Raw genomic sequence first — 23,380 nt, forward strand, 5'->3', positions numbered from 1 at the left:
GATCTCGATACCGTGCTTCTGGTCCTCATTTTCGGCCTGCACACTGTCCAGTGCCTTGGCCGCACGCAGAAGCGCCACGCCGCCACCTGGCAACACGCCTTCCTCGACCGCAGCGCGCGTCGCATGCTTGGCATCGTCGACGCGGTCCTTGCGTTCCTTGACCTCGACCTCGGTCGAGCCGCCGACGCGGATGACGGCGACGCCGCCAGCGAGCTTGGCCAGGCGCTCCTGCAGCTTCTCGCGATCGTAGTCGGAGGTCGTCTCCTCGATCTGTGCTTTGATCTGGTCGATGCGGCCCTGGATCTCGCTCTTCGAGCCGGCGCCGTCGACGATGGTGGTGTTCTCCTTCTCGATCACCGCCTTCTTGGCGCGGCCCAGCATGTTGAGTGTGACGTTTTCGAGCTTGATACCGAGATCTTCCGAGATCGCGGTGCCGCCGGTGAGGATGGCAATATCCTCCAGCATCGCCTTGCGGCGATCGCCAAAGCCGGGCGCCTTAACGGCTGCGACTTTGAGGCCACCGCGCAGCTTGTTGACGACCAGCGTCGCCAACGCCTCGCCCTCGACGTCCTCGGCGATGATCAGCAGGGGCTTGGACGACTGCACCACCGCCTCCAGCACCGGAAGTAGCGCCTGCAAATTGGACAGCTTCTTCTCGTGGATCAGCACGTAAGGCTCTTCGAGCTCGACGCGCATCTTGTCCTGGTTGGTGATGAAATACGGGCTGAGATAGCCGCGGTCGAACTGCATGCCTTCGACAACTTCCAGTTCGGTTTCCGCGGTTTTCGCTTCCTCGACCGTAATCACGCCCTCGCGCACTGGCGGGTTGTACACGACGTAAGCAGGCTTCGCGTTTTTCATATCCTGATTGTACTGGCCCAAAGCGACTTGGCCAAGCGGCACCAGGACACGCTCCTTTCCAGTTGCTACTGCATCCGATTCATAGAGGTGCTGGCCGCTCGTCCCGACAGCTCCCCTTGAACTGAAAAGAGGTGCTTCCAATCTTTTTCCTATGTGCCGAGTGCGACTTGCCGGATGTCGAGTCGAATAGGAGCGGGAGGAACGCATGGTAACCGTCCTGGTTTGCCGTGGCGTTCGCCAAGCTCGCCGGCATGCTTTTGCCGGGAACTGATCATCGCCGCGCATGGTGAGGCAGGATCAGTTGCCCCACGGTTTGAAGGGAGGTCACTATGGAGAGTGCGACGTTCAAACAGCCGGTTTTCGTAAGAGACGACGGCTATGTTGTCCAAAAGATCGGCTGTGTCATGGATGCGATAGAGTTTCTGGAAGAATGGCCGGTTGAAAGGCGCGGCCTCCTCCACGCAGCGGCGTCTGATGCATGCTACTCTGCCTACGATGGTCGGAAGTCTGTCGAGGCGGCGAACAAGGCCTTTACGACTTGGGCACGTAGGGTCGGTGTCATGGAGGACGTGCCCGTGGCGCCGCCATGGATGACAGGGCCGAAGATCAGCAAGGTAGACCATCTTCTAAAAAGTTAGGGCTAAATTCACTGCGGCGGCAATCTACCGCCGCAGCATTAAAGGCGTGCGTCGCCGGGGCACCGGGAGCGGGAAGGCCGAGCCTCTTATCGTTGCCTGTTCATATAGATGCCTTCAGCACAGACAACTTACCAGGCGGATCGCGCGACTAAGCGCGTCAGCCTGAATGGCAGGACCCGCCAGCCTCTTCACGCTTCGCCCGGGTCCGCTTTGGCCGGATCTGCCAGGTCGCCTTCGTCGTCGGGCTCGATCAGGTCGATTAGCGCTGCCACCCGTGTTCCTGGCAACGGTCGTCCCTGGCTCATCAGAGCCTCATCACCAAAGGCCCAGGCCCATGCCTCTCTCAATTCCTCGAGCGAGGCACCGGACGCGATGATCTCCGCAATTGCTACGTCGTCTACGCGTCCGAGGACCGAGATAACGTCTTGGCGTGTCATGGTCATCCTTTTCCTCCGTTCGAAATCTAGCGAAGCAGATGGGTATTCGATGGAGCACTTGCCACCAGCCGAAGCCAATCGCGAAACTGCCTTGGCGATCCTCTTGACGCGGCGGAAATCAATCCCCAACTCATCTTCGTCGGTCGCCGCGTAAGGGGCCGATGTGTCAGGGAGCGCCAAGCTTCTTGGCGTTCCTCGTATCTATGTTGCTCCAAGGAGGATGTAGTTATGAGAACGAACCTGGACTTTTCCCCCTTCTATCGGTCGAGCATCGGCTTTGACCGCATCTTCAACCTGCTCGAAAACGCCAGCCCCCCGCAGAACGCGGACAACTGGCCGCCTTACGATATCGCCAAGCTCGGCGAAGACACCTACCGCATTGTCCTTGCGGTCGCCGGTTTCGGCGAAGACGAGCTCACGATCACGCAGGAGCCAAATATGCTCGTGATCGAGGGCGCCAAGACAGAGAACGACGAGGTTCAATACCTCCATCATGGCTTGGCGCTGCGGTCGTTCGCGCGCCGCTTCGAACTGGCCGATCATGTGACCATTGTCGGGGCAAAGCTCGAAAACGGTCTGCTGATCATCGACCTCAAGAAAGAAATTCCCGAGGAGATGAAGCCGCGGCGTATCGCGATCAATGTCGACGCCGGCAAGAAGGCGGAGTCCAAGCGCATTGAAAACGCGGCGGCTTGATACCCGGCAGTTGGTCGGCGCCCACCACCCCGATTTGTCGTGGTGGGTTTGGTTGCGACCCAAAGCACGAAAGGAGAAGGACAAATGAGCGTACGTGACTTGATTCCCTGGAGCCGTGGCGGCAGCCAGGCACCGAGCATTTATCGCGGTGACGACATGGATCCGTTCCTGTCGCTTCACCGCAATGTCAACCGGCTATTCGACGAGGTGTTCCGCGGTTTTGACACGCCTTCGGTGTTGGGCCGCATGGCCCCTTTCAACGGCACTTGGCCAAGCGTGGAGTTCTCGGAAACCGATCAGGAGATCCAGGTGACGGCCGAAATCCCTGGCCTCGATGAAAACGACGTCGAGGTCATGCTGGATGATGGTGTTCTGACGCTTCGCGGCGAGAAGAAAGCAGAGGCCGAGGGCAAGGACCGCCAGTTCAGCGAACGCTATTATGGGCGTTTTGAGCGGCGCTTCCGTCTCGGCCGTGAAGTTGAAGAGGACAACGTGGCAGCCACCTTCAAGAACGGTGTGCTCACCGTGATCCTGCCGAAGACCAAGAAGGCCCAGGCAAACGCCAAGCGCATTGCAATCAATGGCAGCAAATGACGGTCGCGAAGAAGGGGCGGGGCTCGTCCAGCCCCGGCCCTCGCAGATAGCGAGGTCGTCAAATGACGTTCGACAGCCTCAAACGAAGAGCCGCAGCATGGGATGCTGAATCAACCCTTGCAATCCCAGGTAGGTAACAATGACCAGTCTGGCTTTCCTTGCCCCCGTGCAGGTTAAGACCAGTGTCGTGATACACGACATCAACTCGGTGCGGGAGGCGCTCGTATTCTTGAATCAATGGCCGAAGGCCCGTCGGGACCGGTATACAGCTAAGCAATGAGAAGCTGCAACGCCGCGATTGCCGGGCAGATGACAACCGAACAGGCGCGACAGGCATTTGTCAGCTTTTCCAGGATTGCAATGCCGTCAACGGCCACGGCCCTGTTAAGACGAAACAGACATAAGTGGCTCATCCTGCCGAAGCGGATCTGTCAGTTCTCTCTCACATCCTGTACCGTAGCATGACGCAATTTCGGCTCGCCTCGAAGATATCTGACGCGGGCAGTGATGCCGGGCTTCAGCCATTCCGCCTTCGAAATGGCTTTCGGCAGTCCTGGTGGCGGCGCCCATCCCTGCGCACTCGGTGCCATAGACGCTCGCGCATCTCCTTGGTCAGGGCGACCGTGGCCGAGCCGGCATATTTTCCGCCGCGCGCCATAATGCCCTGCGGCGGCTTGCCAGGCTCCCGCTTGATGCCCAGCAGTTCGAAGTCGCCGATTTCCCAACACTTGGTCTTCACCCAGATGTCGGACGGGCCGCTATGGTATGGGCTGCCGCGTCGCTTCGAGACCATGCCCTCAGCCCATCTTGTCGACGGCTGCATAGAACTCGGCTCCGCCGCCTTCGACGTGTTGGCTATATTGGATGATGCCTTCGGCAGGCTTCACGAGATCCCAAAGCATCGCCTTGCGCTCAATCGCAGGCAGTGACTGTGCGTCCCGAGGCGGCGCCCAAGGATTTGGAGCCAATGTTGGAGCGCCACAAGCGCCAAAGATTGAGGCGAGCGGATTGTTCCGGCACGAAACGAAAAAAGCCCACGTCACGGAGGGCCGACGCGGGCGGCCGATGTGCCCACCAGCCTGCGACGGAGCCAAGCAGCGGCATCCGAGCATGAACTCAACTATTCCAAGCTGCTAACGTTCCATTGAGACGGCGTGCTCGGTTCTTGAACCGCGCCGTTCCGGCGAACCAGGCGGCGGCTCTCAGAGCCGAGCCGTTTCTGAACCGGAAAGCTCCGAGTAGGCGATCTTGCCGCCCACCGGGGCAATCGCGGTCTACTCACCCGTGTCTGAGTTTGCCGCATTGACGGGCTTGGATTCCGGGGAGCCCTTGTGCCGGAGGAATATCGAGAGCAGAACCAGGACTGCCGTAGACAGAAATTCCGACTGCCAGTTTTGGAAAGATTCGAACCAGAGCTGGGCGTTGAGAAGATGGTCTCTCAGAGATTGGATTGGTTGCGCGTGGCGCAGCGCTGTCTCGTTTGCTGCCGTCAGGCTTGTCCACCAGTGAAAGCCAAATGAGAGTATAAACAGTAGGGCCAGGGCTATGCCCAGCGAGTAGGAATAGAGCCACGACAGTATCGGCTTTCGCATGCGGATCGCGGATGGGAGTTCGTCTTCCGGTCTATGGGGTTCATCGGGATCGCGAGATTCAGCGGAGCCTCGTTGGAAGAGCATGTCGGTCAGCATCACATAGGCCGCCATCTGCAGGAATTCGCTTTGCCAGTTTTCGAAAAGCGCCGAGAACTCTGCGCTCTTCAGATAGGCAAATACTCCGATAGCTGGTGTGCCGTGCTCCCGGAGTTCCTCATTGTGGGCTGCTTGGCCTGACCAGACCATGCCAAGCACGCAAAACAGGAACATTGAGACCAGGGCGATTGTCAGCCCGTTGTTACGAAGGAAGGCTCTCAACACGTTTCCTCAACCAACTGCTTGTTCCGGTTCTTCGGGTGCATCATGAAGGCCTCGAACTGCTCGCTAAGTCGCGATAGACGGAGCCTGCATAAGATAGCTCCAATCGCTCGTCTGACGGCATCGGGCTGAAGTGCATGCACCCTGCAGCTCAATGGCCAACGTCAGATGAAGTTCCTGCACCTCACGAAGAGCTTGGGTACGTGACGCAGCCGGATCCCAACGCCCGTGCAGTCGATTTCAATCCTCTCGGACTGGTTTGTCGCCAGCACCAAACGCCAAAGGCCTCACTTTGCGAAAACCTTCAGAGAATCTTGCTGGTAAGTTCAAGCACAATGAGCGAGCCGTCAGGAGATTCACCGTCCGGCAGATGCAATACTCGCGAAACGCGAAGATTGGTGGGCGCCCCGCCAATCGACATGGAAACGCTTTCGCCGACACGTGGTAGGACCTGAAAAGTCACACTCTCGATGAACTGGCTACGTCGACCGAAACGCGACACTGGACTGACATAAGTAAAAATCTCCGCGGACGCAGGTGGCCAACGCCACCGATAACTTCATAACGCAACCAACTTTGCCTTGTTCCGGTCGTGCCGGCGGCTCAAAGCTCGCGAAGAATTTATGCGTCCGGCTACTGCCACGGCGACATTGGCGCCGACCTGCGAAAGGACCATTCCAGCGACGGCTTGAAAAGTTTCATCGACCAGCCGCAGGCCGCGATCGAAGGCGCCAACCAAGGCGAAATCGTCAATCTGACGCACAGGCGCGCCGATGCCTCACGCCAGGGGCAACTGGCGCTTTTGCACGATCGTGGACCGGACCGGATAGCGAGGGAGTTTTCCGCGCTGGAGCGGGGCACGGCGCCACCGCCGGAACAGCCGGTGCTGCCGCATCTGGTGATGCCCGGGCACCATGACGTGCGTGAAAGCGACGTCATCATGCGCCGGCTTCACGGCAACATCGCGGCGGCCGCCGACCGAACCCGCGGGGATTAGACAGCTGCACATGCAACCAGATTACCCCTGAAAGGTTCTTGCTATGATTTTGAGCAAGGCCGGCTTCGATCGCCGCCAAAGGTAGTCAATTTATGGACGTATCTGTTTCGCGAATTGCGGAGGACAATATCAAAGCGGGTAGGAGCGGCTTGCTGCTCGTTGCGGACAATTATGACGCCTTCGCCGTGCGCGTCCTCGCGGCAAGAAGTTCGGTCCGAACCCTCGATCTTATGTACTACCTTTGGCACGATGACCACACCGGCCGCTTGCTTCTGCAGGAAGTTGTCCGGGCCGCTGAGCGCGGCGTGCGGGTGCGTATGCTCCTTGACGACGTCAATCCGCGCAAAAGCGATTCTGCCTATCGAGCGCTGAGCAATCATCCAAACATCGAATTGAAGCTCTTCAATCCGAGCGGCATCAGGCAACGCAGCATTTTTCGCGGCGTGGAAGTTCTGTTGCGACTTTTTGCGTTGACCCGGAGGATGCACAACAAGGCTTGGATCGCTGACGACAACATCGCAATCGTCGGCGGCCGGAATGTTGGCGATGCCTATTTCGACGCAGCGGAAACCAATTTCCGCGACCTCGATGTGCTGCTCCTCGGTCCTGCCGTGCAGCAAACCGCCGAAATATTTGAGGCCTTCTGGGCTTGCGAGGACGCAAAACCAATTGAATCACTGGGTTCCGTCGCTGACAACGACCATTCCGATTTGTTTGCAGGAAGCGATCTCGAAACCGAGTCAAAGCTTTTGAACGGGATCGGTGACAGAGGGTCAATCGCCGAGTTCATCGCGGCCAGCAACGACGTGCACTGGGTAGAGCGAGCTCGGGTGATTTCCGATCCTCCAGAGAAGGTGCGCGGGTGGAGACGTCGCAGCTGGCTTATGAAAGAGTTGCGTCCCATCATTCAATCGGCGCGAACTCGTCTGGAAATTGTCTCCCCCTATTTCATCCCTGGCAGAAGGGGTTGCGCGATCCTGCTAGACCTCGTCAGCAACGGGGTCGACGTTTCGGTTTTGACCAATTCTTTGGCCGCTACAGACGTCGCCGCGGTGCATGGGGCTTACGCAAACTATCGCAAGCGATTGCTGAGGAATGGCGTGAGGCTTTTCGAGCTCCAACCCTTCACTCGCCGACCGGCAATCTCGGTGTTTGGCTCTAAGGGTGCCAGTCTGCATACCAAGGCCTTTACGGTTGACGATACGACCGGTTTCGTCGGCTCCTTCAATTTTGACCCACGGTCAGTTTCTTTGAACTCGGAGATGGGAGTGCTCTTTGGGGATGAGGAATTAGTCGGTGAACTGCGGCACTTTTTTCAAACAGAGATTTCACCAGAAACCAGCTATCGGCTGGAACTGAAAAACAATGTTCTACACTGGCACGGATACGACGAAGGCAAGGTCCAGGATTACACGCATGAACCGGAAGCCGGAATTTTTCGCCGGTTTCTGGCGGCTTTGGTCCGCCACCTTCCGATCGAGTCTCAGCTTTAGCCGGCACCCCACATACAGCGCTACCTTCTTGCTAGCGTCGCCGACGTGTCTGGTGCGTGGAGCTGGCCACAAATTATGAGGCCTGCGCTGCGCTTAGCCCTTGTCTCCTAGATTGCTTGTCGTGGATCGTGGGCAACGACAATGCACAACGTAGAATATCAATCCGCAGTCTTGCCCAACGTGTCGGCAACCACCGCACCGCGCTCGCCCATGGGTCGCGCCGGACCTGTGGTCGAGTCAATGGCCGTCTGATGTTCCATCTCCGCATTGATGGCGGCGCCTGCGATGAGAATAATGACAGAAATCCATGTCCACATCATCAAGCCGACAACAGCGCCAAGCGATCCGTACGTCGCGTTGTAGTTGGCAAAATGCTGGAGATAGAACGAGAAGATCCACGATGCAGCGATCCACACCACCGTCGCCGACACGGACCCCCAACTTAGCCATCGCCATTTCGCGTGTTCACGGCTGGGTCCGAAGCGGTAGAGTAACGAAATCCCAGTCAAAATTGCCACGACCAGGACAGGCCATCGGGATACCGCGATAAGCACTTCCGTCCACGAATCAAGGTAGAAAAAGCGCAACAGCGCGGGGACAACGCCCACCGTGAGGAGGAGCACGATGCCAATCAGCAAGGCTCCAACGGTGAACAGAATCGACATCAGATTTAGGGTAATGAAACTGCGTTTCTCGCTTTCCTCGTAGGCGATGTTCATTGCATCGAAAAGCGCCTTCATCCCGCTGTTGGCACTCCAGAGCGCGATGGCCAGACCAATGAAAAAACCTGTCCCGAGGGAGACCGGCTTTTGTTTTGCCAGGGCTTGGAGTTGGTCGCGAATGAGATCGAGTCCACCCGTTGGCAGCAATCCGCCGAGATATGCGACATGATCCGCGACCGAGACCGGATCCGCGACGAAACCATAAATTGAAATGAACGCGGCCAGCGCCGGAAAGAGCGCTAGGAGGAGATAGAATGTAGCCCCGGCTGCAACCAGGAGGACCCGGTCCTTGTTGAACTCTTCCCACAGCCGCCAGAAAATATCCTTCCAACCGAGCGCCGGGATCTGCGAGGGCCAAACGGCATCACGACCACGGTCCCCTTGCTCCAACCTTAGGGCCAATTTGCTGTCTTCGGTCATTGACGACGCGCGGCTAGCCGCTTCGTCGTCGATTAGCGATGACTGTCTGCCAGTCGCATGTTGCCTCCCAGTCGCTTCAGAAGACATTTGGCATTCCCTTAGGCAGGGCTGCGTCCAACCAGGATGCCTGCATCCGCTGCTAATACCGCGAAAGCCTTTCTTGCCTGATCTGGCGTTGCTTTGCCGTCCAGTGCTGCTTGCACCACTTCACGCGCGGATTGATAGTTAGGACCGCGCTTGGCGTGCGGCCAGTCAACGAGCACTTCGCAGGCGCCGTCAACCGACTTTACATCGCGCACGGAAGATTTGCCGTAAGGCCGGATTTTTACACCGCTCTCGAAATACATCCGTTGCCGGGCTTCGAGATCGGGGTCAACCAGTATCCCAGCTTCGCGAGCGGCCTCTTCAAAACGGGCGCGACTGTCGACCGCGGAGCGCTCCCCTCCAGTACCTTTTCGGCTGCTTCAAATGCAACTCGATGCAGCGCGGTTCGCTTAGCTGGCCAATCAGTGCTGGCTAGTAGCCCCGACGCCTGATAGGCGGAACTTACCGAGAGCACCTTCGCACCCTCAGCGAGCCGAACCTTTACCGGCCGATCGAATCTTTTGTCATCCATGCGACGCCCCTCTTGTTCGACGTCAACGTTCGAACCCAGATGAGGTTGCCGATGCCTTAAATGGATGTCAGAAGCGTCATGCTTGGCATCCCAGCAGGATTGTGAACATTGGCCGGCACGCGCCGGGTGGCCGTCGGGACATGCAGGGTCACGCGATCCTCGATGCGATTGCCCGCCGTGGCGATCCAATTGGCCCGGCCTCCGCTAGCCTAGGGGCGCGGGTGCGGCGGCGCGGCTGCCCCGCCGGCCTCCCCTTGCCCAAGCCGCGCCCGCTGCGGGCGCCACAGATTTTCGCCATTGCGAGAATGGAAATGCGTTCCTCTGACAAGGAACCAAATGCGACTTGCCGGGTTCCCTGTGGTTACAGGGGGCCAACGTGACAGACATAAATGTAGTAAACATGAGAGACGCGCGGTCCGCCCGTGCGGAGTTCGACTACAAGGATTTTTTTGAGAATGGCGGTCTTGCGCTTCATGTCGTGGATGGTGACGGAACGATCATTCACGCCAATCAGGCCGAATTCGATCTGCTCGGTTATGAGGCGGATGATTACATAGGCCGCAACATCGGCGAATTCTATCCCGACGCGGACGTCGTTGATGACATTCTTGCGCGTCTCCGCCGCGGCGAGAAGATCGACAAATACCCTGCACGCCTGTGCACGTCGGATGGGTCTATCAAGCACGTCGAGATCACATCAACCGCTCATTTTGAAGGGGGACAACTTGTGGCGACGCGCTGCTTCACGGTCGATGTGACAGATTTGCAGCGCGCACGGGCCGAACTGGTCAGCCAAGACAACCAATTTCATCAGATCCTCGATACGCTGCCTGTCGCCGTTTATACGACCGATGAGGAGGGCATCATCACCTACTTCAATCCGGCAGCGGCGGAGTTTGCCGGCCGGACGCCAGAAATCGGCAAAGACAAGTGGTGTGTTACTTTCCGCCTGTTCAATCCTGACGGCTCGGAATTGCCTCACGATCAATGCCCGATGGCAATCACACTTAGGGAAAATCGTCCCGTCCGGAATCAGGAGGCTTTGGCACAACGTCCGGACGGAACGCTGTTTCCGTTCCAGCCCTTTCCGACCCCGATACGTAATGAAAACGGCGAGTTGATTGGTGCCGTCAACATGCTTGTGGACCTTAGCGAGCGCGCGGCGGCTGAGGAGGCCCGGCAACACCTGTCAGCAATCGTTGAGTCCTCCTACGACGCTGTCGTCAGCAAGAATCTGAACGGGATCATCACGAGCTGGAACGGCGGCGCGGAGCGGCTTTTTGGGTATACTGCCGACGAGGCGATTGGCAATCGTGTGAACATGCTTATTCCGGAAGATCACCAGGATGAAGAACCTCATATTCTTGACCGAATTCGGAAGGGCGAGCGGGTCGACAGTTACGAAACTGTCCGCCAGCGCAAGGACGGAAGCCTGGTTCCGGTCTCGCTAACGGTGTCGCCTGTACGCGGCGCTGCGGGGAAAATTGTTGGGGCTTCGAAGATTGCACGAGACATTTCAGCTGCAAAGGACAGTGAACACCGCATCCGACTGCTCATGCGCGAGGTCAACCACCGGGTAAAGAACCAGTATTCAGTCATTCTTTCGATGATCCGCGAAACGAATAAGCGCTCCGAAAGTCCGGCGGTGTTCGAGCATCAGGTTCGTGAACGCATAATGGCGCTTTCGCGTTCCCATGATCTGCTGGTGTCGGAAGATTGGAAAGGGGCGACCATTTTCGAGTTGTTGCTGGCGCAATTGAAGCCATTTGGTAACGACCAGCTGCTCTCGATGTCGGGGCCCTCCATTACGCTTAGTCCCAACGCTGTTCAGTATCTCGGAATCGCCTTTCATGAACTCGCCACCAACTCCGCCAAATATGGTGTTCTTTCCGCCGATAGGGGCAAGATTTTAGTAGACTGGAAGGTGACCAAGATCGAGGGACGGCGGATCATCAAGCTCGCTTGGAGCGAGACAGGCGGCCCAAAGGTCGAGTCTATTGCGAAAGGGGGATTCGGAACTGTGGTACTGAGACGAGTCGCGCCACAGGCTTTGAGCGGTAAAGGCGATCTGGAATACAGCGAGGATGCGGTCCTCTGGACACTCGAGGCACCACTGGCATTTGTAGAAGCCAGTGCGAGCGATCCAGTGTGATTGCCTTCTGCCCGCGCGCTCACCTAGATAGCGGCGGCCGTCCCGCCGGGCGATTCGAGATATGCCAATCGTGTCGATCGCCCTCGTAGCCCGATGCGTAGGCAGAAAGCTGATATTTTGATCGATGCCCCCGAAACGCCCACGAAAATTCTGTCGGCCGGGGCGAGCTAAAATCCCTGCTCTGCTGTGAAACTACGACACCAGGTCGTCCAGGATGCCGAGTGCGGCGCTCGTTTTTCTCGGTTGAACAAGGCGCTGCTTGAGTGCCGCTCGTTTGAAAGCTTCAAACGCCACTTCCGGCTTGCAGATGCCGCTCTTGGCCCCAGCAAGTAGCCGTACCGCCTCCACATAATTATTCGCTTCCTTATTGCGCCATTGCTTTGCTAGCGCTTTCTCGGCATCGGCGATCGAGGAAACAACCATCGTTGTTCCGTCGACGAAGGTGAGGTCTATTGGTAGAAATCTGCTCATTGTTTCTTCCTCATGAGCCCGGCGTTTCTGGATCGGGCTTTAACGAAGGACGATCTATCTGGTTCCCCCGAGCAGTGGTTTGGCGCCCGACCATTGCAGGCCGACGCGACGGCCGCTGCTAAGCCACCTTGCTCGTAGGAAACTTCTGTCCGCTAGGGGCCTCTGCGGGTAGCGGCAACAATTCGTATTGATTGCCGGGGCCGGTTTGCAAAAGCTGAAATGCGCCACGTTGGCCGTCGATCACCAGATCGAGAAGCGCATTTGCCACTTCGATTGAGGGATGTGTGGGATCACATTGCAGCAATAACTCACCCCCATCCGGGAATCTGCACAACATTCGGGTGGCGACGGCTGGCGAGCCGGCTCGCCTCAGCTCGCCGCCGTCGACTTCTATTGCGGCCCATGCTTGATGTTTTGCTACCAGCAGTTGGATCTTGTCTGGCCTTGCTGCGCTGACCGTTAACCTGCGGTTGGTGCAACATTGCTCAATGATCGAGATCATGCGGCCGAACCCGACCAGCAACAGGGGCCGTCCACCGCTCTCGGAATTACGCTCTGCTCGCCACCAGCCAGGTCGATCCAATACGGGATGGTCGACAGACCCATGCTTGGCGAACCCTGCGATCGCGGCCGCGAGCGCTGTTGGCCGAGGTGCACCGGCGCGTATATCGAAGGCGCCGCTCTCGTAAAATCCGTCCTGCCTCACCAACATCGAGTTCCAGTCGACAGCGCCAAACAGCGACCAAGCCGTGACCGCACGGACGTCGACGCCACTGTCCTTGGCTGCTTGCGCTGCTTTGCATCCTTCGACAAGCCAGCGTATCTGTTCATCGCGCGTGGACCCGTTGTGCAATTCCGTTATCGCGATCGGCAGGTGATAGCGATCCCAGAGTTCATCAAGTCTCAACCTAAGGCTTGTATCATCCCGTGCGTTGGATCGAGCGGCCGCAATATCGACATAGCTGTCGATGCCATTCCCGCCGACCATTTCGTCAGGAAATTGATCGACCCTCTCATCGATCATTCGATCGCTTGTGAGATAATAATCAATGCCGATCATATCGGGGACGCATGGCTCCGCCACTAGCTCCGAGAGATGGTCAGCAACAATTCCGGCGTCTAAAAGCCGCTTGTAGAAGCGGTGCTGTCGATCGACTCGCCCGGCTAGGAGATCCAGTGACAACCAACGTCGCTCGGTCTCATGCTCTGCCTGGTAAGCGAGTCGCTGAGTTGAAAAAACACGCCCGAAATCCTCGGTCTGAACCAGGCCGGCTTGCGGCACGTATCGGCGGATTGCCTTCATCGTCATTGCTATCGCCCTGCATTGAGCCACAGTCAGCTGCAGACATATCCCCTCGCTGGTGCCATGCGGATGCCAGTGCCCGTAGAGCCCGCTTATCCGGGCAGTCGTGAGCGGCTCGTTGATGGGCGTATACAGCTCTATCCAGGGATAGCGTTGAGCGACCAACGCACCGTATCGAGCGAGCATATCCGGAAAATTCGGATCGAGAATTTGTGTCCATGACGGTCCGCTGCCATGGTGCAGCAGCCCTGCGATCGGCCGCATTCCAAGCTCGTTGATACGCTGCAAACGCGCATCCGCCCAACTCCAATCGTACGAACCCGCCTTGCGTTCGACCATTTCCCACAACACGGGATAGCGAAGCGTACGGATGCCGAGCCCGGCGATCAGATCAAGATCGTCTAGGCGCACCAAATGCCCGGTGTCTTCCAATTGGTTGCGCACCGTCCCGCGAATTCGGACAAGGCTGCATTCCACACCGCCCCATATCTCAAGGGCATCAGTCATTCAGCAGCCACGGTCTGCGTCGTCTCCAGCTCCGCGTTCGCCGGCAAGTTCTTCTGAATTCGCGCGAATGTCGCAAGAGCCTGACCGACGACCTGATCCATGTTGTAGTACCGATAGGTGGCTAGGCGGCCGACAAACCAGACGTCCCGAGCGGCTCCAGCCAGCGCTTCATAGCGTTTGTAAAGAGCCTCGTTCTCAGCCCGCGGCACGGGATAATAGGGGTCACCGATGTCGGTCGGATATTCGTAGGTCAGGCTGGTTCTGGGGCTCAGCTGTCCTGTAAGATGTTTGTACTCGGTGATACGGGTGTACTCTTCCGTCTGCGGATAGTTGACGACGGCGACCGGCTGAAATTGCTCGCGATCGAGCGTCACGTGTTTGAACCGCAATGACCGGTAGGGCAGGCGACCAAGCTTCCAATTAAAATATTCGTCTACCGGGCCGGTATAGACCATGCGGCGAAACGGAATGCTGGCCCGGATCTCTCTATAATCCGTTTGCAGCATGATTTTGATTTTGGGGTTGTCGAGCATGCGCCGGAACATGCGTGTGTAGCCGCCAGCCGGCATCTTCTGGAATGTGTCGCCGAAATAGCGATCGTCGCGGTCGGTGCGCGTAGGAACCCGAGCCGTCACTGATTTGCTTAACTGAGACGGATCGACACCCCACTGCTTCCTGGTGTAACCGCGAAAGAATTTTTCATAGAGTTCCCGGCCGACGGTGCTCACTACCACGTCTTCGGCTGTTCGGATTTCGTCAACCGCTTCTCGGCGAGAAACGAAGAACTGCTCCAACTGGTCGGACGTCAGATCGAGATCATATAGTTTGTTGATGGTATCGAGGTTTATCGGGATCGGCAGCAGCTTCCCATCGACCCGGGACAACACACGATGCTCGTAGGGCCGCCATGCCGTGAACTTCGAGAGATAATCGACGATCGACTGAGCGTTTGTATGGAATATGTGAGGTCCATATTTATGGATCAGAATCCCGGCGTCATTGTAGCAATCGTAGGCGTTGCCACCAACGTGGCTCCGTCTGTCGATGAGTAAGACGCTCTCGTTTCGCTGCGATGCAATGCGCTCTGCAAGCACACTACCGGCAAAACCGGCGCCAACAATCAACCAGTCGAACATGCTCACGCTCTCCGCCGAAATGGCAATATGTTCCTGGTCGAGCGGGCGCGCTGGATATGAACCGCCATCGCGCTCCACGTCTTCTCCCACGACATGTCCAGGAGATAGGCGTCGATCTGCATCAACAGGCAGTCGCGAGGTCGGGCCAAAACCGATCGAAGCTTCGCTTCGACGTCATTCGCATCCACGATTTCCACAAGACCTTCGGCGCCATAGGCCCGTACGACATCCACGATCGCCGTTGAAACAAGGGGGACCCCGGCGGCCAGGAATTCTGGGGTCTTCGTTGGACTGATGTAACGGGTGGCCGCATTAAGGGCGAAAGGCATCCATCCGGCGTCCCAATGCCTGAGGTAGCGCGGCAGGTCCGCGTAATCCTTGCTGCCAAGCCAATGCAGATTTTCTGCCTTTGGAAGACCCTCAGGATCTATCTTGACCACCGGCCCTACCATAACGAAATGGACGTCCGGCATTCTCAGCGCAGTGTCTGCCACCAGGCCGGCGTCGAGCCTTTCATCGATCACGCCGAAGTAGCCCACTCGGGGATGCGGGATTTGTTCCTGATCTACAGCGTCCTTTCCAGGCACCCGGGCCTGATGAAAGTGAGTAAAGTCGATGCTGCTGGGAAACGGAAACATTGACCGATGCAGACCGCGCTTGGCCTCGTAAAGGCTCTGCCCGCCGGTAAAGACCACGTCAGCACGGTCCAAAAGTTGTCTTTCCATCTGGATGAGCTCGGGCGGTGCCTCCTTGAAAGCCGAGAGCTCATCCATGCAGTCGTAGACGCAGACATCACAAGTAAGATGGTCGCTGAAACGCAATGCCATCGGGGTGTAGTACCAGATCGTCAGATGTTCTTGGGGCGTAGAGGCAACGATAAGATCGACGAATCTTCGTTGGACCGCATCTGCATCTGACGGAGCGATTCCCACGGGAAGGACAGGGGTTATGACTTTGATGGATCCCGAAACGGCGTTCGATCGCATGAAAGCTTGAGGCACATGTTCGAAGATGGGCTCCTCAAAGTAAATTACCTTCGTCGTTTTCGACGCCAGCGTCAGGATATGCTGAGGGCGTTGATATACGAAGTTCCATCGCAGGTGCGAAAAACATAGAATTGTAGAGAATTCTTCTAACTGGTGCATCTGATTCGATTTTCCAACCGCGTTTTCCATTCTGAAATCCTTTTATTGCAATTTCGGATGCTTGCGTACAACAAATGTTAATCGCGGCATCGAGATGTGGTTTCTTATCCGTAGCTCTAACTTTGCCGGGAGTGACTCGTTCCCCGGCGAATCCGATTCATCGGCCAACGCACGCTTGCAGGCTCAACGGATAGTGAGAGCACACGGACACACACCACCGTGGGTCGTTGCCGAGATGCACGCGGCAATTGTTAATCGTGCGTTAATCGACGCTGCGACAAAGTTAACAACCGATGAAACGATTCGCTCGCAGGATTGGCCCGCGAATTGGTGCCGGACATTGTTGGGGGATCGATGTCGATCAATTTTGAAACGAACGTTTTCCCGTTGTTTCATCCAATGGCCGTTGACGATGTGAAGGACCCCTGTCCAGTGTTTGACGGGAGCCTCTGGCACATGTTTGGGTCAAGCGGCACCGTCACCAGTGAGACTTGGCGGATTCTCCATGCCACGGCTCCCGACCTTTACGGCCCATGGGTGGAACATGAGCCTATCGTTTTGCCGGTAAGCGGGTCAGGCGTGGCTGCGCCTGGAGTGATTTATGAGAGCGGCGTCTTTCATATGTTCATCCAGACGGAATTCATGAAATCCGGCGGCCGATGTGAGCATGTCGTTTCGAACGACGGCTTTCAGTGGGTGGTTCTCAACTCAGCCCTTGTCGCCTTGCCAGACACCGAAGAAGACGGGATCTACGATCCCCATCCGGCGATAATTGGCGGCAAGCGTTACATCGTCTACTCAGGCATGCCTAAATTTACCAAAGTGCCACAGCCGGACATTTATCTTGTCTGCAGCCAGTCTGACTCGTGGTTCGGACCCTGGAAGCGAGCAGGCAAGATACTCGACCATACGGACTTGCCCCACCACAATTCGCGCCAACACCCCGACTATGAATGGGGCATCGAAGGGGCCCAACTTGTTGAGCTACCAGACGGCCGTGTCCTGCTTAACGCGACCTGCTTTCTTCCGGATGGCCCCCGCGGCAGTCGGCAGCGCGTTTTCTTTGCCATCGCTGATCAGGTCGAGGGGCCGTATCTAACCGTTGGACCGGTGCTGGAACCTGGAGAGCCCGGCGAAAACGGGCATTCGACGGTTTTGATCGAAGGAGGGCAGCTGACATTGTTTTATCAGTGCCGCCGTGAAGCGACTAACCATCGTTGGCGGTATGGGGTCGCCAGATGCGACTTGGACAGTGGGATTCTGGCACAAGTAGCCTGACGCTGTCTTGACCCCAGAACCTCTGCCTCCCGCCGCAACTCTTCTTGGTCGCCGGCGACGCGATTTCGATCCTGTAGCCCAGCTTGTACTAGCTATTTGGCTTCTTCCTTGCAGCCGCGGGGTTCTGACCAGTGGCAGCCGTTGACTTGGCGTCCTTGGAATGGGCGGCGAGCGCGGGGCCGGCACCGGTAGCCTTACGCATGTCGCCGCTCTTCTCGCCGCTCTTCTCCCTCTCTGCGGGCTTCTTGCCGCCAACGTTGGAGAAGTACTTGCCGAAAAAGCCCATTTCATTCTCCTGTTTTGCACCCCTGCTTGATGGCTGATCGGGGGTGATTGAAGATCAGGGAGTGTGAGCCCTGGTGATCGACCACCAAGGCTCGAGAGGACGGGAACGAGAGAGTTCCCGGCTTCGCTAGGCCGCTTCGGCGGCGATGTTGACGGAGGCCTCAGCAAGCTCGCTCAACGCCTCGTCGGTCTCCTTTTCTTCGCTAAGCGTCAGGTCCAAGAGGCTACCCGCCTCTGTCAGGCCGAGTTCGGACGCCCAGGTCCGCATGGTTCCGTAGCGCGAGATCTCGTAGTGCTCCACTGCTTGGGCGGCGGCCAGCAGGCCGGCGTCCAGGGCAGGCGAACCCTTGTATTCTTCCATAATCTCGGCGCCCTCGTCGATGATGCCCATGATAGCAGGGCAGTTTTTTGCGGCCGGCTTCTCGCCGATCGCTTCGAACACTTGTTCGAGGCGAGCGACGTGCTCCTGCGTCTCGCCGCGATGCTTTTCGAAGGCGGCCTTCAGATCGGGGCTCTGCGCAGCCTTTGCCATCTTCGGCAACGCCGCGAGGATCTTTTTCTCGGCGAAGTAAATGTCCTTGAGAGTGTCATGGAAAAGTTCGTTCAGGCCTTTTGATGATTTCGTCGACATAGCGTTTTCCTTCTTGTTTTTGTTGGTAGCGCCTCTTCGACTGGGAGGCGTCCGTTAACAGTCGTGGTGCTTTCGTGTTCCGAGCCGAAGCAAATTTTATGGCTCGCGCAGTTGAATGTCCTCGTAGCTACAGGTCGCCACGACCTCGCCATGCGAGTCACGTGCCCTGACGGCCCATCCGACTGGCGCCTCCAACTTGTCGAGGGCGTCTTTCCAGAGATCTTCGGCCGAGCGCTTGACTTCATCCTGAACAGCTTGCCGGGACGGTAACGAGATGCCCGGCATGATCCGGGCAACGCCGTGGTCCCGATATTCGAATGTGTAGACCCCGGCTTCGCTTTCCTCGGGTGTCGCCGTGCCAACATCGGGCTGGTCAAAAGCCACGATCTGGACAAGCATCTGCTTGGCTTTTTCGATGATTTCGGCGTGTTCTCTGACCTGGTCGCCAGTGGCCATCGTAACGCTGACGGCTTCGCCGCCTTCACCAAGAAATTTCACTACGTGCTCCGATGTACTACGGCTCACCAACGTGTTCACGAGTTCCATTCGCCACCTGTCGCATTGTCTCTTGAGGCAATGTTCGATGCTGAATGATGTTCCTTGGCGAACTGAAAATTTGCTGACCTGGCTACCGGCAATCGACAAGCCAGTGCAAGGGTCTCGGCTTTGCAGGCCTGTAGCAAGGATTAGAAGGCCGCCCAGCATCGGCGGTCGTAGGTTAGTTCTGGGGTTCGTTGGATTCGTCGAAACCGAGACGATTGATCATCCGTTCGGCCTCTGTCTGTGCGATGCCTATGAGAGTGTCAATTTCGAGCATTCCTTCGCGCAAGCCATCCTCCGCAAGATCACGCCTAATCGCTCTGAATTGTTCCTGCGTCCGCCGCAAGGCGGCTAGCTGGAGGCCTTCGCCGGGATGTGGCAGACCGTTACTATCCTCGACGAGCCATGTCGTGGTCAAAGCCAGCGATGCACGAAAGATGTAAGCGCCGTCTTCATCCCGAACCTTGATCCAGAATAGCCTGTTAGGACCGTTCGGCAGCTCTTCCCTGGCAAGGTCAGGGAGCACGCTGACAGCGTAGTCACTTACTTCGACAAGAGAGCCGCAGACCTCTCCTTCCTCGTCCCCAGTAAATTCCTTTCCGTCGTGGATATCAAAAAAGTACCGTGCCAAGGCGATTTCCTTCCCAGCTTGAGCTCGACCAAAAAATTTGGCGAGCAATCCCTAGATGCACCAACAAGGCAGCTGCATCCGATACGTTCCCACTTAGGGCGAGGAACTAAGCTAGCGCCGGCGGATTGAACGCGGCTGTGGTTCATTCATGAGCTTGAAGTTCAGCGTTGTTCAGTCCTATCGAACAGCGACCGGAAGGCCATAGCTTGATTTCACGAAGGGAATTCGATGCTTTTCTCCGCGGATGATCTTCATCGACACCCAGCGGGCGCATCTCCGTAGGGCAGAGGAGATTGGATATTCGATTTTGGCCGCTTCAGGCTCTCCGAAACGAGACCTGATCCTTCTCGAACTGCAACTGCTTTCTCGCCGCAACAGCCGCCGTGAAAGCCCTTGCCGCTCCATCGCAGGCGTTTCTTGATGGGCCATTGGCGTGGAGAACGACCTCCGCGGCTTTCAACGTCATATTGTACTTCAGGGCAAAGAAGGCGGGCTCGTAAGGGCCGTGGTCGGATACCGGATCAGATTTGGCCATTGGCCGGCTCCTTCCTGACTATCCATTGGATTATGTCGGCGTCGACGTCCGTGTAGCCCGTCAATTCCTTGAACAGGTCCTTAATATGTTGGTTCCAGCGGCTCTCTCCCACCAGACCTTCCGCAACGGATGATCTAAAGGCTCCTCGCACGATATCAATGTCGAACGCTGAGAGGGGACGAGGATCTATTTTTTCCATTGTAGCTCCTTGGGGGGGCGGGAGCACAGAGACTCTCAAGCACCGGAGCCCATTGACGGCCGGCGACAGAACCATCAGACCACCTTCGATGAAAACCGTCGCGCTCAAATGTTAAGCGGGAACCGGAGCTAGGGTTTTTCTATCGAGGTTCCCGAGTCAGGCTGAGATAGGTGGGATCGAATTCGGCGATATCCGTGAGGCGCTGCCAATCGAGAATGGTGACGACATGGTTGGCCCAGCTAATGACCCCGCTCTTTCGCAACGCGCCGATGACCCGGTTCATATGCACGGCCGAGAGCCCAAGCACATCAGCCAATTCAGCTTGCGAAATTGGTAGATAGAAACTCATGCCATTGGTGTGCTTCACAACTTGCAGCCGCACGAAAAGCTCGCAGACAAGATGCGCCAGGTGAGATGCCTTCGACCGTCTGCCCATAGCCACGATCCATTCGCGGTGGATGGCGCCGTCGACCAGCGTATCTAGCCACAACAGCCGTGTGAGATGGGGAGCCCTTTCAGTAATAGCGCGCAGCCGACCGTGGTCGGCGACGACCACACGACAGGGCGACAGCGCAATGATGCCGTGGTCCATTGTTTTTAGGAGAAAAGCGTGGAGATCCACAAAATCGCCAGGCACCTGCAACGAAGTAAACTGCCGTCCACCATCCTCCATAACCTTATATCGCGCTGCCAAGCCATCCAGAATCAGTGTGCTGTAGATTGGTCTTGAGCCAACCGACACCAGATCCTGTCCGGTCGCGAACTCCTTTTCGAACGCCATTGCTCCATTCAGGAGCGCCTTTTCCTCGTCCGAGATTTCGTCATGCTGACCGAGATTGAGGTAAAGTGATTCAAGCATGGCGGTTCCTACACCCAGGCTCCAGCTTTTCAGCGGCCAACGCGCACGGGTTTAGTCCAGCCTGATGTAGGCACCGTGCGCGGATACTAGATAATGGGGCTTTTTTAGATAGCGAGTGTCGACCACGTTGAGTTCGAGGCCTCGCTCGCGGCCCCACAACTTTCACGCCGCACGAAACTGAACCGATCTTCAGAAAAACCCTTCCAGGCAACTCTCGGTGCAACCATGCCAAATTCCTCGCATGTTCCCAATGGCTGGCAACGGGCAACGGATCGCTTGGTTCCTCGGACGGCAAATAGGCGCGCGGCAACAGGGGGAACTTTGGTGGCCGCCCAGAGTTGGACGTTCTCAACGGAGAACACTGCAATGGCTGACAAAACCCCAGCGATACGCACACCGATCCGCACAACAAAGGGCTCTCCTGAAGCGGACGCTAAAGGCCAGTCGGAGAAGAATCATAAAGGAGGAACGAACGATGGCGTATCGAGCGCGAACCCTCGAGTGCTGTCAGGGAACGAAGATGGCGACGCCACATTCCCGCTGCAGCGAAAATAGAAAATAGTAGTTGGCTTAGCGGTCGCGAGGATTGCCTATCGAGGGTCGCGCGGACAAATGAGTGCGGAAGCCATAAAGCGGGAAGAATTTGGATCAGATGAGCGTCGTGAACGGCGTAGGCTGCGCAGGGAGAAGCAGCGAATTGAAAACGTTGGACGTGCTGCCAAAATGCATACCGCTCGCTTTGCCAGTAGAATAGCAGAGCGTGGGGATACGGTGTCCTGTTTGGAGGCATATGCCTATGTCGGCTGCTCGGGATGGTTTTACTGGAAATGGCGGGGACAGTTTTACCCGACGGATCTACCCACAGGCGAATGGTTCGATCACTATGCGACACGATTTGATACTGTCGAAATCAATGCCTCCTTTTATTCATGGCCGACCGTCGCAAATGTGAAAAGCTGGTTTCGGCACCCCGGTAAACGCAATTTTGTCTATACAGTAAAAGTCTGTGAGCTTATTACACACATCAAGAGGTTTAAGGGCACCAAAACCCTCGTAAGGGACTTTGGAATGATTGCCGATATCCTCGGTGATAGGATGGGCTGCTTTCTGTTCCAGCTCCCGCCGAGTTACCGTTTTACAAAGGCGAGACTGAGCGACATTCTCGGCCAACTCGACCCGGCCCGGCGCAATGTGGTGGAGTTTCGTCACGCCAGTTGGTGGAACGAGACTGTATATTTAGCCTTTCGTGAGACAGGCACGATCTTTTGCTCATGCAGCGGCCCTCGTCTTCCGGATGCCATGGTGCGGACAGCTGATGATGTCTACGTACGGCTCCACGGTCCAGAGCGCTGGTACCGGCATGACTACACAACAGACCAGCTCACGAAATGGGCTGACAAAATCCGGGCCAGTGGCGCCAAGAGAGCTTGGGTCTATTTCAATAACGACTATGAAGGGTTTGCACCAAAGAATGCCCTGGCAATGCGGCACTTGTTAGGGAAAGAACCGTAGACGATCAACCACCTAAAGCCGATGCAATTCCGCTTCATCTTGACGTCGCGCGAACCCCCCCCGTGCCGGTCGCCGCCCCAGCGATAACGAGGCGTTCCGTATTGCTAGCTCGATTTCGTCAGTACCGAAAAAGAGACCTCCATGCCAATTTGCCGGTGGTGATTATTTGCAAACTCATAATCGCCTAAGCGATTTGAGCCCACATTGGGACACCGGGCAAAACAGAGGGCGCTGCCACGCGACAGCGCACCGCTGGCGTTCGGCCACGCTCCCCGAATTGGTCAGGACGTGGCCCGCACGCAGTCCGCCAGGAGCGGACGAACGGTCGAGGGGTTGGTGGCAACCGACACTTGCCGAACTGAGAGTTGCTCGTCGAAACGCCCGGAGCATCGAACGCAGAAAACAAAGTCGAGGCCTTGGGAGGGCTGGCTGACTTGACTGGCCGATGCAGACTGATCAACCAGACCGCATCACACCGGGCTCTTCGGTGGGCGGATTGCTGCTGCCAGATCGCACCTCGGAATTATCACGCACTACGTCGGAAATACGGACGGTGGCAACCAGATAGCCTGCCTCATCGTAAACCTTGATAATCGAGCCTGAGTGATCAGCCTCGGTTGAGTCTGCTGCCAACAGGGCGGCGTGAGCCATCTCGACTGCTCGTGGACTGGCCAGGTCGACGCTGGGAAGCTCTTCCTCCAATGTCGTGGTCTTGCCGAAGCCGACGATCTCAAAGCGGAAATTGGGCATGGGGGCACCTCCTGCTTCCAAGCAATGTCCAAGACGACAGAGCGTTCCAAAGGAACGCTGGT

General features: G+C 57.1%; 27 protein-coding genes and 2 pseudogenes. 10 read left to right on the forward strand and 19 right to left on the reverse strand.

What is annotated here, in order from left to right:
- Positions 1-813, reverse strand: a pseudogene (gene groEL, locus ACFX5Q_RS32350) (chaperonin GroEL); the annotation flags it as partial.
- 377 nt (positions 814-1,190) lie between these two features.
- Here groEL and ACFX5Q_RS32355 point away from each other — a divergent pair.
- Positions 1,191-1,499, forward strand: a complete 309-nt coding sequence (locus ACFX5Q_RS32355; RefSeq protein WP_404284326.1) for a DUF982 domain-containing protein — start codon at positions 1,191-1,193, stop codon at positions 1,497-1,499.
- Positions 1,500-1,687: 188 nt separating this feature from the next.
- Here ACFX5Q_RS32355 and ACFX5Q_RS32360 read toward each other — a convergent pair whose 3' ends face one another.
- A complete protein-coding gene (locus ACFX5Q_RS32360; RefSeq protein WP_404284383.1) occupies positions 1,688-1,942 on the reverse strand; it encodes a hypothetical protein in 255 nt (84 codons plus the stop codon).
- Between the two features lie 222 nt (positions 1,943-2,164).
- Here ACFX5Q_RS32360 and ACFX5Q_RS32365 point away from each other — a divergent pair, with 222 nt between their 5' ends.
- From ACFX5Q_RS32365 to ACFX5Q_RS32375, 3 genes are all read left to right on the forward strand, one after another.
- Positions 2,165-2,632 (forward strand): Hsp20 family protein, encoded by a 468-nt coding sequence (locus tag ACFX5Q_RS32365; RefSeq protein WP_404284328.1) that lies wholly within the window; start codon positions 2,165-2,167, stop codon positions 2,630-2,632.
- Positions 2,633-2,716: 84 nt separating this feature from the next.
- Positions 2,717-3,226, forward strand: coding sequence for an Hsp20/alpha crystallin family protein (locus ACFX5Q_RS32370; protein WP_404284329.1), 510 nt, complete (start codon positions 2,717-2,719; stop codon positions 3,224-3,226).
- A 309-nt stretch (positions 3,227-3,535) separates the two neighbouring features.
- Positions 3,536-3,691 (forward strand): hypothetical protein, encoded by a 156-nt coding sequence (locus tag ACFX5Q_RS32375; protein ID WP_404284331.1) that lies wholly within the window; start codon positions 3,536-3,538, stop codon positions 3,689-3,691.
- 52 nt (positions 3,692-3,743) lie between these two features.
- Here the strand turns inward: ACFX5Q_RS32375 and ACFX5Q_RS32380 are convergent, their stop codons facing one another.
- Complete coding sequence (locus tag ACFX5Q_RS32380; RefSeq protein ID WP_404284333.1) at positions 3,744-4,019, reverse strand: hypothetical protein; 276 nt, start codon at positions 4,017-4,019, stop codon at positions 3,744-3,746.
- A 481-nt stretch (positions 4,020-4,500) separates the two neighbouring features.
- On the reverse strand, positions 4,501-5,136 hold the full coding sequence (locus ACFX5Q_RS32385; RefSeq protein ID WP_404284335.1) for a DUF6766 family protein: 636 nt from the start codon (positions 5,134-5,136) through the stop codon (positions 4,501-4,503).
- A gap of 679 nt (positions 5,137-5,815) precedes the next feature.
- Here ACFX5Q_RS32385 and ACFX5Q_RS32390 point away from each other — a divergent pair.
- Positions 5,816-6,130: pseudogene (locus ACFX5Q_RS32390) on the forward strand (DUF763 domain-containing protein); the annotation flags it as partial.
- Positions 6,131-6,225: 95 nt separating this feature from the next.
- Entirely contained in the window at positions 6,226-7,626 is a 1,401-nt protein-coding gene (locus tag ACFX5Q_RS32395) for a phospholipase D family protein (protein ID WP_404284336.1), read from the forward strand.
- Positions 7,627-7,784: 158 nt separating this feature from the next.
- On the opposite strand, the gene ACFX5Q_RS32400 is transcribed toward ACFX5Q_RS32395, so the two are convergent.
- From ACFX5Q_RS32400 to ACFX5Q_RS32410, 3 genes are all read right to left on the reverse strand, one after another.
- Complete coding sequence (locus tag ACFX5Q_RS32400) at positions 7,785-8,768, reverse strand: YihY/virulence factor BrkB family protein (protein WP_404284338.1); 984 nt, start codon at positions 8,766-8,768, stop codon at positions 7,785-7,787.
- A 98-nt stretch (positions 8,769-8,866) separates the two neighbouring features.
- Positions 8,867-9,115: a DUF982 domain-containing protein gene (locus ACFX5Q_RS32405; protein WP_404284340.1), complete on the reverse strand. Its 249-nt coding sequence runs from the start codon at positions 9,113-9,115 to the stop codon at positions 8,867-8,869.
- Positions 9,094-9,384 carry a DUF982 domain-containing protein gene (locus ACFX5Q_RS32410; RefSeq protein WP_404284341.1) on the reverse strand — a complete coding sequence of 97 codons (291 nt, stop codon included), beginning with the start codon at positions 9,382-9,384 and terminating at the stop codon, positions 9,094-9,096. Before ACFX5Q_RS32410 ends, ACFX5Q_RS32405 begins: the two co-directional genes overlap by 22 nt.
- A 376-nt stretch (positions 9,385-9,760) precedes the next feature.
- Here ACFX5Q_RS32410 and ACFX5Q_RS32415 point away from each other — a divergent pair, with 376 nt between their 5' ends.
- Positions 9,761-11,536 (forward strand): PAS domain S-box protein, encoded by a 1,776-nt coding sequence (locus tag ACFX5Q_RS32415; RefSeq protein ID WP_404284342.1) that lies wholly within the window; start codon positions 9,761-9,763, stop codon positions 11,534-11,536.
- Between the two features lie 192 nt (positions 11,537-11,728).
- On the opposite strand, the gene ACFX5Q_RS32420 is transcribed toward ACFX5Q_RS32415, so the two are convergent.
- The 4 genes from ACFX5Q_RS32420 to ACFX5Q_RS32435 all read right to left on the reverse strand — a co-directional run bounded on the left by ACFX5Q_RS32420 (position 11,729) and on the right by ACFX5Q_RS32435 (position 16,128).
- Positions 11,729-12,007 (reverse strand): DUF982 domain-containing protein, encoded by a 279-nt coding sequence (locus ACFX5Q_RS32420; RefSeq protein WP_404284343.1) that lies wholly within the window; start codon positions 12,005-12,007, stop codon positions 11,729-11,731.
- Positions 12,008-12,125: 118 nt separating this feature from the next.
- Positions 12,126-13,817 (reverse strand): family 1 glycosylhydrolase, encoded by a 1,692-nt coding sequence (locus tag ACFX5Q_RS32425; RefSeq protein ID WP_404284344.1) that lies wholly within the window; start codon positions 13,815-13,817, stop codon positions 12,126-12,128.
- On the reverse strand, positions 13,814-14,953 hold the full coding sequence (gene glf / locus ACFX5Q_RS32430) for a UDP-galactopyranose mutase (RefSeq protein WP_404284384.1): 1,140 nt from the start codon (positions 14,951-14,953) through the stop codon (positions 13,814-13,816). Before glf ends, ACFX5Q_RS32425 begins: the two co-directional genes overlap by 4 nt.
- Positions 14,954-14,955: 2 nt before the next feature.
- Complete coding sequence (locus ACFX5Q_RS32435) at positions 14,956-16,128, reverse strand: glycosyltransferase family 1 protein (RefSeq protein WP_404284346.1); 1,173 nt, start codon at positions 16,126-16,128, stop codon at positions 14,956-14,958.
- 324 nt (positions 16,129-16,452) lie between these two features.
- Here ACFX5Q_RS32435 and ACFX5Q_RS32440 point away from each other — a divergent pair, with 324 nt between their 5' ends.
- Positions 16,453-17,376, forward strand: a complete 924-nt coding sequence (locus ACFX5Q_RS32440) for a hypothetical protein (RefSeq protein WP_404284347.1) — start codon at positions 16,453-16,455, stop codon at positions 17,374-17,376.
- Positions 17,377-17,464: 88 nt separating this feature from the next.
- Here ACFX5Q_RS32440 and ACFX5Q_RS32445 read toward each other — a convergent pair whose 3' ends face one another.
- From ACFX5Q_RS32445 to ACFX5Q_RS32475, 7 genes are all read right to left on the reverse strand, one after another.
- Positions 17,465-17,662, reverse strand: coding sequence for a hypothetical protein (locus ACFX5Q_RS32445; protein WP_404284349.1), 198 nt, complete (start codon positions 17,660-17,662; stop codon positions 17,465-17,467).
- A gap of 126 nt (positions 17,663-17,788) precedes the next feature.
- Positions 17,789-18,292 (reverse strand): ferritin-like domain-containing protein, encoded by a 504-nt coding sequence (locus ACFX5Q_RS32450; protein ID WP_404284351.1) that lies wholly within the window; start codon positions 18,290-18,292, stop codon positions 17,789-17,791.
- A 96-nt stretch (positions 18,293-18,388) separates the two neighbouring features.
- Positions 18,389-18,790 carry a DUF6894 family protein gene (locus ACFX5Q_RS32455; protein WP_404284353.1) on the reverse strand — a complete coding sequence of 134 codons (402 nt, stop codon included), beginning with the start codon at positions 18,788-18,790 and terminating at the stop codon, positions 18,389-18,391.
- 220 nt (positions 18,791-19,010) lie between these two features.
- Positions 19,011-19,463, reverse strand: a complete 453-nt coding sequence (locus ACFX5Q_RS32460) for a DUF6894 family protein (RefSeq protein ID WP_404284355.1) — start codon at positions 19,461-19,463, stop codon at positions 19,011-19,013.
- A gap of 316 nt (positions 19,464-19,779) precedes the next feature.
- Positions 19,780-19,998, reverse strand: coding sequence for a hypothetical protein (locus tag ACFX5Q_RS32465; protein WP_404284356.1), 219 nt, complete (start codon positions 19,996-19,998; stop codon positions 19,780-19,782).
- On the reverse strand, positions 19,985-20,197 hold the full coding sequence (locus ACFX5Q_RS32470; protein ID WP_404284358.1) for a hypothetical protein: 213 nt from the start codon (positions 20,195-20,197) through the stop codon (positions 19,985-19,987). The genes ACFX5Q_RS32465 and ACFX5Q_RS32470 overlap by 14 nt, the downstream gene beginning before the upstream one ends.
- A 139-nt stretch (positions 20,198-20,336) precedes the next feature.
- Positions 20,337-21,056: a Crp/Fnr family transcriptional regulator gene (locus tag ACFX5Q_RS32475; protein WP_192180679.1), complete on the reverse strand. Its 720-nt coding sequence runs from the start codon at positions 21,054-21,056 to the stop codon at positions 20,337-20,339.
- Between the two features lie 366 nt (positions 21,057-21,422).
- Between ACFX5Q_RS32475 and ACFX5Q_RS32480 the strand changes: the two genes are divergently transcribed.
- Positions 21,423-21,611 (forward strand): hypothetical protein, encoded by a 189-nt coding sequence (locus ACFX5Q_RS32480; protein ID WP_404284360.1) that lies wholly within the window; start codon positions 21,423-21,425, stop codon positions 21,609-21,611.
- Positions 21,612-21,668: 57 nt separating this feature from the next.
- Positions 21,669-22,568, forward strand: a complete 900-nt coding sequence (locus ACFX5Q_RS32485) for a DUF72 domain-containing protein (protein ID WP_404284362.1) — start codon at positions 21,669-21,671, stop codon at positions 22,566-22,568.
- 456 nt (positions 22,569-23,024) lie between these two features.
- Here ACFX5Q_RS32485 and ACFX5Q_RS32490 read toward each other — a convergent pair whose 3' ends face one another.
- Positions 23,025-23,318 carry a hypothetical protein gene (locus ACFX5Q_RS32490; protein ID WP_404284364.1) on the reverse strand — a complete coding sequence of 98 codons (294 nt, stop codon included), beginning with the start codon at positions 23,316-23,318 and terminating at the stop codon, positions 23,025-23,027.
- Positions 23,319-23,380: the final 62 nt, after the last annotated feature.

Source organism: Mesorhizobium sp. IMUNJ 23033, from assembly GCF_044778005.1.
In the GTDB taxonomy this organism is placed as follows: Bacteria; Pseudomonadota; Alphaproteobacteria; order Rhizobiales; family Rhizobiaceae; genus Mesorhizobium; species Mesorhizobium amorphae_A.